We start from the raw sequence: 12,832 nt of genomic DNA on the forward strand, positions 1-12,832 counted from the left end.
TCAACAGATAATACATTAATGAAATATACAACATGTAATGATGAAGATGTAAGTAAATTAGAGGTTAAGCCTTTTTATGATGATTCCTCAGTAAATTCATTAAATATACATTTTAATAATACCGAAATTGAAGAAAGAGAAAATAATGAATTTGCAATTTTAAAGAAAATTTTCAATTCATATGATATTAAAGCATCTAGGATTATTAATCCGGGATGCGGAACCGGCTATGCTTGCAGTTTAGCGACACGCTTAAATTTAAACTATGTAGGGATCGATTTTAGTAGTCAACAAATAGCGTTAGCTAATTCACTAGTTAATAAAAATGAAAGAATAAAATTTATTAACGACAATTTTTTAAATATTAGTAATTATTTAAAAAATAGGGATTTTGTATTAATTCAATTTTTATTACAGTTTTTTTAGATAAAGAATTAGATTTAATCTTTAAAAAAATCAGTAAAAATTATAAAGGCTATCTTTTTATAGAGGAAGGTGTGTCTACTTTAAAGAATAGAATCATTATAAAAGATCATGATATGAAGATAAATCATTTTTATAATACCCAATATAGAACAATTCGTGATTTTCTTGAAATTTTTTCAAAATATTTTTTTGTCCTTGAGTATGATTTCATATTACAAAATATAAAAACGGAGAGGATAGATACTAAATATATGTATTTTGTTTTAAAAAATTTTTAAAAAATATGTTTATTTTATCCATTTTATTATTCTTGATTAAAGAATCAGAAAAATATGAAATTACTTTCAAATAAAGATATAATTTCAATAAATATTCAGTCGCAGAAAATTTTTTCTTGGATTTCTGAGTCAATAAAAATCAATCAATATTATCGCCAAAAACAAGTTTGAAGCCTAATCAAGATTCCTTTTATAATTTTATACCATGCCTACTACCACATGTCGATTTTGGGAGCATAAAAGTAGTTAATCGTTTCCAGATAGAATACCATTAATAAATGGCCAAATAATGCTCTATAATATTAATACTGGTGATATTAAGGCTATTATGGACGCAAATTTCATTACTACGATGAGAACTGCTAAAGTAGCAACACATTCGATAAAGCTTTTTGCAAAAAAAATATCCAGGTGATTTCTTTTATTGGGCTGGGCAATATAGCTTACACTGTTTTAAAAATGATAAAGCACACCTTTATCAATAAGGATGTACATATTCTAATATATAAAAACAAGAATCAACATAATGATTTCATAACTTTTTGCAAAAAAATAGTTGAATCTCATATAGTCACCTTTCAAATTTGTGAAACATACTTTGACTGTATTTTAAATAGCGACATTATTATATCATCAGTTACTTTTTTTGATGGCAACATTGCTCCAGATAATGCTTTTAAAGAAGGTTGTCTTTTGGTTCCAATTCATATTCGAGGTTTTATGAATTGTGATTTATTTTTTAATAAAGTTTTTTTTGATGATTTTTCTCATGTAAGTGGATTTAAATATTATTATAATTTTAAAAATAAAGCTCATGAAGTTAGTGATGTAGTGAATGGTATCAGCTTTTGGAAAGAGAAAAATATCATGAAAGAATTATATGTTAAAACGTCGGTACTACAGTTCACGATATATATTTAGTTAAAATATATTTACTTGAAAATCAATTAGATATTGGAAATTTTTTTAATATTAATGATTCTAACTAAAAACTCCATATTAACATATTTTCTTGCAGAAAATAGGAAATAAAGCTGTAAATAAAAAACCTGAAATATTATATATTCATTTTTTATTATGAAAATGTAGTAATAAACATAATATAAATTTGGAATAAAAATTTATGACAATAGAAAAATCAGTACTACGACAAGCACAATTACTTTTATTGGAAGGTTTAAAAGAAATAGATCGGATTTGTAATAAACACAATATTAATTATTGGATTGATAGCGGAACATTATTAGGAGCCAAAAGACATGGCGGATTTATACCATGGGATGATGATATTGATATATTAACCTTACTGTTCGAGTAAACTGATGGCTATTACTTAATTTAGATTAAGCCACGTTCACATAATCTATAGAATAATGAAATATCTATTTAATTATATTTTTTGCTTTTTTTTACCTTTATTATATCGCCCCAAAAAAAAATTGGTAATTTTTACATTTGATAAAAACAATATTAAATTCAACTCTAAAGCATTGTTTGAATATTCACTCAAAAAGAACATCTTTGATGTCAGATATATTATAAATGACGATAAATTAAGAAAAAAACTTATTTTAAAATATGGTGATAAATTTTTAACAACTAAAAAGATAAAAGATATAATAATAATATCAAATGCAAAAGTTTGGGTTACAGATGGTAGTTTCCCTCTTAAAACACCATTTGGGCATAAGATTAGAATTTTAATTAATTTATGGCATGGTATTCCTCTGAAAAAAGTAGGTATTATGGGGTACTCAGGTTTACAAAAATTAAGAATCTTTTTAACCCTAAAAATGTTTGCAAAACATTATAATTTATTTTCTACAACGAGCTCAAATTTATCATCAATTTATTCAAAAAGTTTCTTAATTAATGATAAAAAAATAAAGCCATTCGGGCAACCAAGAAATGATAGCTTATTTGTAAGCCATTATTCTATCAATGATTATATTTCTGATTTACCCAAATACGAAAGAATTATCTTATATGCTCCGACATGGAGAGTGGGACTCTACGGTAATGACTGGGTTGGTGAAGATACTAAGTTTTTTCCATTTTCAGACTTTAATCAAGATATTCTTGAAGAGTACTTAAAAAAGAACAATATTTTACTTTGCTTAAGACCACATCATTTACAAAAAATAGAGATAAAAAATTCAGAATGGATTAAAAATTTTTCATCAGATGTTTGTAACGAAGTGATGGATGTCATAGCGAAATTTGATCTATTAGTAACGGATTATTCAAGCATTTATTTTGATTTTTTAATATTAAATAAACCTGTCTTATTCTTACCGTACGATTTAAAATTGTACGAAAATAACGTGGGTTTAAACTTTGATTATCAAAATGTTACACCTGGTCCAAAACCCACAAGTCAGAGTGAATTTATCTATGAAATATCTAAACTATTAGATGATGAATCCTATTATAAAACTGAAAGACATAAAACTAATAATTTTTTTAATGAGATAAAATATGGAAGTTGTCAAAAAATACACAAATTTATTATTGAAAATTTGGATTAAGTGATGAAAAACAGGATTAAAAAATTAGTATTTTTAACTGAAAGTATGGTTAGTGCTGGCGGTGTAGTTCGAGTAATCAGTTTATGGGCTAACTATTTTTCACAAATGGGCTTTAATTGTAAAATACTATCAGTTATTCCTGGTAAAGCATATTTTGGCTTAGAGAAAAATATAAATTTCAAAATTAAAAAATATATTTTCAAGAACAAAATATTAGCTTTACCCATAAATTTGCTCTTAATTCTTCCTATTTTAAAAGAAGCAAAAAGCTCATACCTAATTGTAAATAAATCAGCTTATATAGAACCTATTTATTTTTGGAGAAAATTGGGTTTTTTTAAAAATATTAAGCTTGTTTATTTCTCTCATGGTGGAAATAATGAATTCGAAACATTTTATATGTCTCGCCGTACCACTAAGCATCGAGTTCGCATGATTTTTGATGTATTTGATGATGTAGTCTGTTTATTCAAAAATACCGACACTACACCAGATGTTGTAAAAGATGAAAAAATAAAATTTATTTTTAATCCATGCCCAATCCCAACTTACATAAGAGCAGCGAACGAGTATGATAAAGTTGTAATCTTTGTTGGACGGGTAACCAAGAAGAAAGGCGTTGACGATTTAATAAAAGCTTGGAAAATAATTGAGCCCAAACATAAAAATTGGAAATTACAGATTGTAGGTGATGGATCTGATAAAGAAGAATGCATATCACTAGCTCAAAATTTAGAATTAAAAAATATATCATTTTATGAGTCAACAAATGATATAGTGAAATATCTTAGAAGATCAACAATAAGTATATTACCTTCTTTATTTGAAGGAATGCCATTGAGTATACTTGAAGCAAAATCTCAAGGATGTGCTGTTATTTCAACAAAAACAAGTGGCGGAAAAAAATTAATTAATGATATGATAAATGGTATATTAGTTGATATCTCAAATGTACAAGAATTAGCGAATAAGATTGATCTTTTAATTAATGATGAAAATTTAAGAAATAGAATTATAAGGCAAGCTTATTCAGAAATGAATGTCTTTGATATATCATCCATAGCTAAGAGTTGGTCGCAGGTTTTTAAAGATGATATCTGAATATAGTCCAATTTTTTTATTAAATTTATCGTTAATTTATTTATTAATAGCTGTTTTTTGTGCAATAATTAAAAACAATTCTTTTTCTATATTTGTTTCCTTATTATTAATAATAATATATGTGACATTATTTGGGCTGCGTGATTACTCAATTGGTTCAGATACCAGAGATTATGTAGAAAATTTTCTTTACAATAACAATAATTTTGAACCCTTATTTGTAGTTATAACTTCGTTAATTCAATTAATTACTAGTAATCCAACTGCATACTTACTGATTTTATCATTAATTTATGGGGTAAATATATTTTTTGCGTATATCATATTTGGTAAAAATGTAAAATCTCATATAACCATATTTATATGGTTTCTTTTATTTAGTCTAACACCGCTTCTTGGAATAATTAATTATTTTAGACAACCTATCAGTATTTCATTTTTTTTGTTAGGGTTGGCTGTTTATTTAAATAAAAAAAAAATAAATTTCCTTTCGGGTTTTCTATTTATATTTTCTACACTTATCCATTATTCAAACATTATTTTTTTACTGTTATTAGTATTCTCTAGATTTATAAATCTTAAAGCAATATTTTTTATTTTTATTATTGCATTGTTATTGTTCTTAGATGATTTTGGACTGTTTATAATAAATAAATATGGAGATTACCATATAGTACAAAAAACATTGGCCAAACATATACATCTTAATGCGAAACGTTCAATATCGACCATACATATGTATATTTTTTTATATTTTTCCCATCTGTTAATTTTCTTGTATTTTTACAAATATAGAATAAATAATAAAATATATACAGATTTATTAAAGTTATATGTGTTAATATTATCAGTATCTGTTTTTCTATCATTTAATAGAGAGATAGCTATCAGAATCTATGTTCCGTTGCAGTATATACTCCCGATACTTTATATGCATATATATACACATATAAAACAAAAATTAACATTCAGCCTATTATTTATAAGCTATGGGTTATTCTATTTTTGTTATATTTTAAACCGTCCTTGGTTCACAGATCAATTTTCAGGCAATATCAATTGATAAAAAAAGTTATAACATACGGAACATTTGATCTTTTCCATGTAGGGCACATTCGTCTTTTGAAGCGACTAAAAGCACTTGGTGACTATCTGATTGTTGTAATCTCCACTGACGGTTTCAATCAACTTAAAGACAAGAAATCATTTTTTTGCTATGAAGAACGAAAAGAAATAGTTGAATCTTGCAAATATGTTGATTTGGTTCTTCCCGAAAATACATGGGAACAAAAAAGATCAGATATCATTAATAATAAAGTCAACATCCTAGGAATAGGAGATGACTGGACAGGTCATTTTGATGATTTAAATGATATATGTGAAGTTATTTATCTAAAACGAACTGAAAACGTTTCTACAACTGACATAAAAAATAAATTATCTGTCATTACACTTCAAAAACTGCGAGAGCTTGAAGAATCAGTCCACAATATTTTTGATATTATAAAAGCAATATCTGGAGCTAATAAGTAAATGTTAGGACCAAAGGTAATCACATGTACTGGTTATGGTGGTACGGGTTCAAGTGTTGTTTCCGATTTACTAAAAGAATTTTCTAATGTTTGTTCATTTGGAAATTTCGAGTTTAGGTTTTTGCACGATCCTCATGGACTTAGAGATTTAGACTATGGGATTGTCCAAAATAATAATCGATTAACTACAAGTTACCATATCAATAACTATATAAAGTATATAAATTTTCTTAGCAAAAGTAATGTTTATCCATATGAGAATTTTTTTAATAAGAAATTTAAAAAAATTACAAACGAATATTTAAGAAATATTATTAATATAGAGTGGAACGGTTTTTTTCATCAAGATGTTATTAGTGATACGTCTATTAAAAAATTTATATATTACCTTGAGAGATTTTATCAGAAAAAAATTCTAGGTATGAAAGAAGGTGGGGCAAAAATTTATGGAAAGATTTTTAATAAAAAAATGTATTATTCTTACCCAAGAGAGAAATTTTATATAGAAACTCGTAAGTATTTGCGAAATTTAATCAATGCATCTAATTACGATTTAAAAGAGTATGTAATGTTTGATCAACTTGTTCCACCTAATAATACTCATCATTATTTGAAGTATTTTGACGATTTAAAAATTATTGTTATTGATCGTGATCCTCGTGATTTATATCTTTTAAATAAATGTCTTTGGAATGAGAAGTGGATTCCTACTGAAAATATTCATGACTATATTAACTGGTTTAAAATCCTTAGAGAACATCAAAAATTTGATCAAGAAGATAAAAAAAGCGTTCTACGATTGCCTTTTGAAGACTTCATCTATAAATATGATCAAACAGTACAAAAAGTATGTGACTTTTGTTGTCTTAAAAGCATTAAACATACTAACAAATATAAATATTTTGATCCAAAAATATCAAAAGACAATACAAACTTAAAAAGTAAATATTCTAAATATAATATTGAAATCGCTTCTATCGAAACGGAGCTTGTTGAGTTTTGTTATAATTTTTTATACAAATAATAAAAGAATTAATTATGAAGAATGTTATCTGTTATACTTTTGATGTTTTTGGTTTATACACTTCAGTTATATTAAACTTTTCAAGTTCGCTAAAGTTCATTTCATAAAAGAAAACCATATACCAAAACTGTGATCAAACCACTGATGTGAAAAAATATGGGATCAAAAATGGAGGCATCTATGTTTGGCCCGCAAACGCATATTTCAACTAATATACCTGAGTATCATAGCATCGCCAGTTTCCAAAGATAAAACAGGCAAAATAAAGAATTTATTAAATATAACAATCATCTAACACAATTATATTTTTTATCTTAATAGGCTAAAATTCTAAAAATTTACTAGAGGCTGTCATATATCATGTTCACATCAGAATATCAAAGATGATAGTTTGCACATTTTAGAATGTCATTATCATGATAATATCAGGCTATTATACAACGACTTAATTAAAAAATCAGAGTATGATATATTAAAATGTTATCAAGTAGATACGCAACTTCCTAATCTCCAAAAATTTTACACGTTACAAATAAATTTAAATGAAAATTTGAATGATATTTTTAAAAAATTTGCAAAAAATACCCGTAATGAAATTAATAAATGTTATCGAGATGATAAATTATTGTTTCTAATAAATGAAAAAATTAATCAGAAAGATATTGTCGAATTTATCATTTTATTTAATAAGTTTAATAAATTTAAAAACCTTGGTACCAACGTTAATGAACTGTAAAAAAGTCTTGTTAGAAAAAAAGAAAATATTGCATTCTTTAAAGCAGTAAAAGACAATAGAATTGTAGTATTTAATGTTTATTTCGTAGACAATAATAGAGCTAGGCTAAAATGTTCTGTTTCTCTTCGTGGAGAAGATGGCAAGGAAAGAAATTTAATTGGCAGAGCCAATCGCACATTACATTTTGAAGCAATTTCATTTTTTAAAGAAAAGGGATACAAGCTTTATGATATGGGTGGCGTTTCACTTACTGAGGATAAAATGGGTATAGATTCGTTTAAATCTAAATTTGGCGGAATTTTATTTACAGAATGGGAAGGTAATTGTCCTATCAGTATGAAAGGTAAATTATTCATTGAATTATATAAAATAATAAATAAGCTAAAATAATTAAATTTAATATTAATAAAAAACCTTCAACGTGAAATATAACTTTTATCCAAAAGTTTTAATTTAATGCAAATGGAGCTAAATATTGATTTCTATAAAGATTGGTAGTGGTAAATCCATCGATGCTGAAGTAGTAAATTCATGTTTATTTTATGATAAATTAACATTAGAATTTTCATTCCCTGATGGTAGTGTTATAAAATCATCCTTACTACCGAATAGAGTTTCGTTTACAAAAAACAAAAAGCTCATTAATGAAAAAATTACTTTATTTGAAAAAAGATTTAATCAAAAAATTAAAACTATCAACCCTAAACGCATATTATTTATAGAATATTTTTTGTACTATTTTTGCTTAATTTTAAAAAATATCTTTGTTAAATTTTTTATGCCAAATCAATGGGTTATAGCATATCGTAAAATTGGCAATAAAGATTGGAAAATCATTGAATTTAAAAAAAATGAATTAATGGCAGATCCCTTTATTTATTATTGTGATAATAAATACTATTTATTTTATGAGGGATTAAATTATGATGTAGACCGAGGATACATTTGCGCTGGTGAGTTAGATACAGAAAAAAATAAAATAATAAATATTAAAAAGATTATTAATGAGAGCTATCATCTTTCTTTCCCTTATATATTTGAGATTAACTCTGAATTGTACATGGTTCCTGAATCATCAAATAATCACACAGTAGATCTTTATAAGTGTAATGAATTTCCATATAAGTGGGATAAAGTAAAAACACTTATTGGTAATATAGAAGCCGTTGATACAGTCTTGATTAAAAATGAAAATATGTGGTATTTGCTCACTAGTGAAAAAGTTTACGGTGCTTCTTATGGGGATGAATTAACAATATTTATAAGTGAAGATCCATTAAAGAAACCCTTTAGGCGTATTTCTGATATGCCTGCTGTTCATGATATTGCTTTAGCACGTAATGCCGGTTCTATTTATGTGAGTAAAGCAGGTAACTTATATCGCGTATCACAAGACTGTTCTCGTCGATATGGTTTTAAAGTCAATATAATGAAGATCACCCAATTATCTGAAAAATATAAGTACCGTGAAGAACTTATCTCTAAGTTTGACTTACCAAAAAATGCAATTGCAATGCATACGTATAATTTTGCCCATGAAATAGAAATTACTGATTTAAAAATCATTAATAAAGATATTGCTTCATTACTAAGAAATGCCCGTCGTATTTTTAAAAAAATATGGGCATCTATTCGGTCCCGGATCATTTCATAGATCCTCGTCATTCACTCGGTTCATGGCCAAAATAGCTACTGAGGCACATAATCGAAAGCAGATTAGCTTGATTGATTAGGCTCCTGCCAGGCAACTCCAACTAGAACCGTAATTCAGGCAAGCAAAGAGCATTCACATTGGCTAAACGTTATGGTGTCACTGAAATGACCGCTTAATAAATGGTAAAAACGTGATGATGTTTGTTTAGTACAACCATTATTGTTCATCGTTTGCAAACGATGCTGTGCCTGTTCAGGAAGCCATGATTGTTTCCCTAACGAGTTTTACACAAAGTTAACTTGAGTGAAATTCGTAAAAAAATTCATGAAAACGACGAATTTTAAAGATAATACGAAAACAGAACTCGTTAGGATAGATATCTGGGTTGTCGTAGGGCACGATGAGGTTCTAACGAGGGGGTGACTACCAACCGAAAGGCAAGCGCCGCTCTACTCACTTATGTCTAGTAAGTACTAATTTCACAGAGGTGAAAATGAATAATGTAAAAGTATTGGTCACGGGTGGCCTCGGCTATATTGGTAGCCACACATGTGTACAGATGATTGAGCAAGGTGTCCAACCTGTTATTTTAGATAATTTATGTAATGCCAACCCTGAGGTATTAAACCGTATTGAAACGATTACGGGAACAAGACCGACTTTCTATGAAGGTGATGTGCGTGATAAATCGATCATTGATGCGATTTTTACTCAGCACAACATAACTTCCGTGCTCCATTTTGCAGGGCTTAAAGCGGTTGGTGAATCAGTACAAAAACCAATTGAGTACTATGACAATAATGTTTATGGGACATTGGTGTTGGTTCAATGTATGCAAAAAGCTGGCGTAAAAAGCCTTATTTTTAGCTCTTCTGCGACAGTGTATGGTGACCCAGAAAAAGTTCCGCTTACTGAACAATCTAAAGTAGGTGCAACCACGAACCCATATGGCACCAGTAAATATATGGTAGAGCGTGTTTTAACCGATTTACATATTACTCACGACGAATGTTCAATTACACTACTGCGCTATTTTAACCCTGTTGGTGCTCATCAATCAGGGTTAATCGGTGAAGATTTTCAAGGTATCCCTAACAATCTCATGCCATATATTGCACAGGTTGCCGTTGGTCGATACAAAGAAGTCATGGTGTTTGGTGTCGATTACCCAACGCTTGATGGTACTGGTGTGCGTGACTATATTCATGTGATGGATTTAGCAGATGCTCATATCACGGCACTGAACCATGTAAGCCAAAAACCAGGCTTACATATTTATAACTTAGGCACTGGTAAAGGCACTAGCGTGTTAGAAATGATTGCTGCTTTTGAACAAGTGGTAGGTAAAACTATCCAATACAAAATTGTTGGACGCCGCTCTGGTGATATTGCGGAATGTTGGTCTAGCCCTGCAAAAGCTTTTCAGGATTTAGGCTGGAAAGCAAAGTATTCTCTACAAGAGATGGTTGATGATAGCTGGCGTTGGCAATCACAGAATCCTAACGGTTATAGTACTGTTGAAAACATTAACTTACTTTAAATTTAATCATTTAAAAAAATTTGCCCTTGCTTCAGAATAATAATGAAAAAAATAATATTCTTTTTTATCAAAAAGATAGATAAAAAAACCTTAGGTCTTTCTACATAGAGCCTCTTCCATTTTATTTTTTTGAATAAAATTTTTGATTAATTTTCATTAGGTACTAATTAAATGCACAATAAAAAAAATATTCCTATATCCCTAGTCGCAGGAGCTGCAGGTTTTATTGGCTCTCATTTATGTGAGTGCCTGCTTAATGAAGGAAAAAGGGTCGTTGCGGTTGATAATTTTTCCAGAGGACAGAAGCGTTATCTAGAAAGGCATGTCAATAATCCTGATTTTAAGTTGCTATCTGCCGATTTATCTCAGCGTGATGACACATCATATACCTTCGAAGAAGCCGCTAAGCAAGGCACTATATCAGAGGTTTGGCATCTTGCTGCCAATTCTGATATTTCTGCTGGCGTTGCTGATGGAGACATTGATCTTAAAGATACCTTCCTAACGACGGTGGAAATATTAAAAGCGATGAAATTACATTGCGTAAGAGAGCTTTACTTTGCTTCGAGTTCCGCTATATACGGGGATCTGGGTGATCAACAGTTGCATGAAAATATCGGGCCCTTGATGCCTATCTCGAATTATGGTGCGATGAAATTAGCCTCAGAGGCATTGATCAGTGCCTCTTGTGAAGCTGAACTTGATAAAGCTTGTGTTTTTAGATTCCCCAATGTGGTTGGGGCTCCCGCTACACATGGAGTGATCTATGATTTTATTCATAAACTTATCGCGAATCCTGAGTGTTTAGAAGTGCTTGGAAATGGTACGCAGCAAAAAGCTTACCTCCATGTTTCAGATCTGATCTCTGCAATGATCGCCTTCAGAGCAAGAACAGATACCTCAAAACGTGAGGTGATTAATATTGGGCCGATTGATACAGGGGTGACCGTAAAATGGATCGCAGAACAGGTGGTTTCCCGTATTAATCCGCTAGCTCAAATTAAATATGGTAAAGGCAATAAAGGCTGGATTGGAGATGTACCTAAATTTCATTATTCAACAGAAAAACTGCAAAGCTACGGTTGGCAGCCAAAGTTAGGATCTGCTGAAGCCGTTCGATCTGCTATCAATGAAATAGCAGATCAGCTTGGTCAATAAATATTCATTATTAACAACAGTAGAAAATTTATGCAACCTCTTGTCTCAATCATTGTTCCAACCTTCAATGAATCAATTAACGTATTAGAAGCCAGTTTGAAAAGTCTCTTTAAACAAACTTTTAGAAATTTTGAATGCATTGTGGTTGATGACAGCACAGATCTAGCGCTCGCAGATTTTTGTAAACAACTTTGTTTACAAGATAGCCGCTTTGTTTATGTTAAGCCGCCAAACAGGCTGGGATTGGCGGCCAGTCTAAATTTAGCGCTTCAAAAGGCTCGCGGCGATTGGGTTGCAAGGTTTGATGCCGATGATATCTGTATGCCAGATAGACTTGCTCAACAGATTGAATTTTTATCTAAGAATAAAGACATCGACGTATTGGGTGGTGCTGTTGAAATTGTTGATGACTCTTTAAATAGATTGGGGTTTAAATTTTATCCCAAGGCTCACAATGACATCATCAAAAAAAGTCATTTTATCAATCCTCTTGCACATCCTACTGTGATGTTCAAGCGTGATCTGGTATTGAACTTACGTGGCTACGATACAACCTTTAAATATGCTGAGGATTTAGAATTATGGCTTCGACTGATTAACAAAGGTATAAAATTCGCTAATCTTGACAAAATCCTCATCCAATATAGGCAGTCAACCTTAAATCGAGCCCATGTTAATTGGCGTTTTAATCTCAAGGCAAGGATTAAAAATTTTAAATTAAATTATTTCATTCGCCGTGTTTCAGGCATCGTTATGATTGGATGCTGGGCTTTTTTACCAAAAAAAATATATGAATTTATTTACAAGGCACTGATGCTTCGCCCTCAATAAATTCTATTCAATCACGTTTTTGAG

Annotated in this window: 14 protein-coding genes; all 14 read left to right on the plus strand. The window is 29.5% G+C overall.

What is annotated here, in order from left to right:
• The first annotated feature begins 18 nt into the window (after positions 1 to 18).
• The 14 genes from AACL23_RS03305 (at position 19) to AACL23_RS03360 (ending at position 12,808) form a co-directional block, all read left to right on the plus strand.
• Positions 19 to 426 carry a class I SAM-dependent methyltransferase gene (locus tag AACL23_RS03305; protein WP_339050128.1) on the plus strand — a complete coding sequence of 136 codons (408 nt, stop codon included), beginning with the start codon at positions 19 to 21 and terminating at the stop codon, positions 424 to 426.
• 567 nt (positions 427 to 993) lie between these two features.
• Positions 994 to 1,119: a hypothetical protein gene (locus AACL23_RS10200; RefSeq protein ID WP_157791393.1), complete on the plus strand. Its 126-nt coding sequence runs from the start codon at positions 994 to 996 to the stop codon at positions 1,117 to 1,119.
• Positions 1,116 to 1,625 (plus strand): hypothetical protein, encoded by a 510-nt coding sequence (locus tag AACL23_RS03310; RefSeq protein WP_339050130.1) that lies wholly within the window; start codon positions 1,116 to 1,118, stop codon positions 1,623 to 1,625. Before AACL23_RS10200 ends, AACL23_RS03310 begins: the two co-directional genes overlap by 4 nt.
• Before the next feature lie 202 nt (positions 1,626 to 1,827).
• Positions 1,828 to 2,022 (plus strand): LicD family protein, encoded by a 195-nt coding sequence (locus AACL23_RS03315; protein ID WP_200488459.1) that lies wholly within the window; start codon positions 1,828 to 1,830, stop codon positions 2,020 to 2,022.
• Positions 2,023 to 2,077: 55 nt separating this feature from the next.
• Positions 2,078 to 3,232, plus strand: a complete 1,155-nt coding sequence (locus AACL23_RS03320) for a CDP-glycerol--poly(glycerophosphate) glycerophosphotransferase (protein ID WP_012737931.1) — start codon at positions 2,078 to 2,080, stop codon at positions 3,230 to 3,232.
• Positions 3,233 to 3,235: 3 nt separating this feature from the next.
• A complete protein-coding gene (locus tag AACL23_RS03325) occupies positions 3,236 to 4,333 on the plus strand; it encodes a glycosyltransferase (RefSeq protein ID WP_100096009.1) in 1,098 nt (365 codons plus the stop codon).
• Positions 4,323 to 5,396 (plus strand): EpsG family protein, encoded by a 1,074-nt coding sequence (locus tag AACL23_RS10205; protein ID WP_422389619.1) that lies wholly within the window; start codon positions 4,323 to 4,325, stop codon positions 5,394 to 5,396. Before AACL23_RS03325 ends, AACL23_RS10205 begins: the two co-directional genes overlap by 11 nt.
• Positions 5,393 to 5,866, plus strand: coding sequence for a glycerol-3-phosphate cytidylyltransferase (tagD, locus tag AACL23_RS03330; RefSeq protein ID WP_012737928.1), 474 nt, complete (start codon positions 5,393 to 5,395; stop codon positions 5,864 to 5,866). The genes AACL23_RS10205 and tagD overlap by 4 nt, the downstream gene beginning before the upstream one ends.
• A complete protein-coding gene (locus tag AACL23_RS03335) occupies positions 5,867 to 6,889 on the plus strand; it encodes a sulfotransferase (RefSeq protein ID WP_100096007.1) in 1,023 nt (340 codons plus the stop codon).
• Between the two features lie 391 nt (positions 6,890 to 7,280).
• Positions 7,281 to 7,625: a hypothetical protein gene (locus AACL23_RS03340; RefSeq protein WP_339050140.1), complete on the plus strand. Its 345-nt coding sequence runs from the start codon at positions 7,281 to 7,283 to the stop codon at positions 7,623 to 7,625.
• A 475-nt stretch (positions 7,626 to 8,100) separates the two neighbouring features.
• Positions 8,101 to 9,279, plus strand: coding sequence for a glucosamine inositolphosphorylceramide transferase family protein (locus AACL23_RS03345; RefSeq protein ID WP_100096005.1), 1,179 nt, complete (start codon positions 8,101 to 8,103; stop codon positions 9,277 to 9,279).
• A gap of 493 nt (positions 9,280 to 9,772) precedes the next feature.
• Positions 9,773 to 10,819: a UDP-glucose 4-epimerase GalE gene (gene galE, locus AACL23_RS03350; RefSeq protein WP_012737924.1), complete on the plus strand. Its 1,047-nt coding sequence runs from the start codon at positions 9,773 to 9,775 to the stop codon at positions 10,817 to 10,819.
• 171 nt (positions 10,820 to 10,990) lie between these two features.
• Positions 10,991 to 11,977, plus strand: coding sequence for an SDR family NAD(P)-dependent oxidoreductase (locus tag AACL23_RS03355; RefSeq protein ID WP_012737923.1), 987 nt, complete (start codon positions 10,991 to 10,993; stop codon positions 11,975 to 11,977).
• 30 nt (positions 11,978 to 12,007) lie between these two features.
• Positions 12,008 to 12,808, plus strand: coding sequence for a glycosyltransferase (locus tag AACL23_RS03360; RefSeq protein ID WP_339050144.1), 801 nt, complete (start codon positions 12,008 to 12,010; stop codon positions 12,806 to 12,808).
• Positions 12,809 to 12,832 lie beyond the last annotated feature (24 nt).

The organism is Candidatus Williamhamiltonella endosymbiont of Tuberolachnus salignus (assembly GCF_964019775.1).
In the GTDB taxonomy this organism is placed as follows: Bacteria; Pseudomonadota; Gammaproteobacteria; order Enterobacterales; family Enterobacteriaceae; genus Hamiltonella; species Hamiltonella defendens.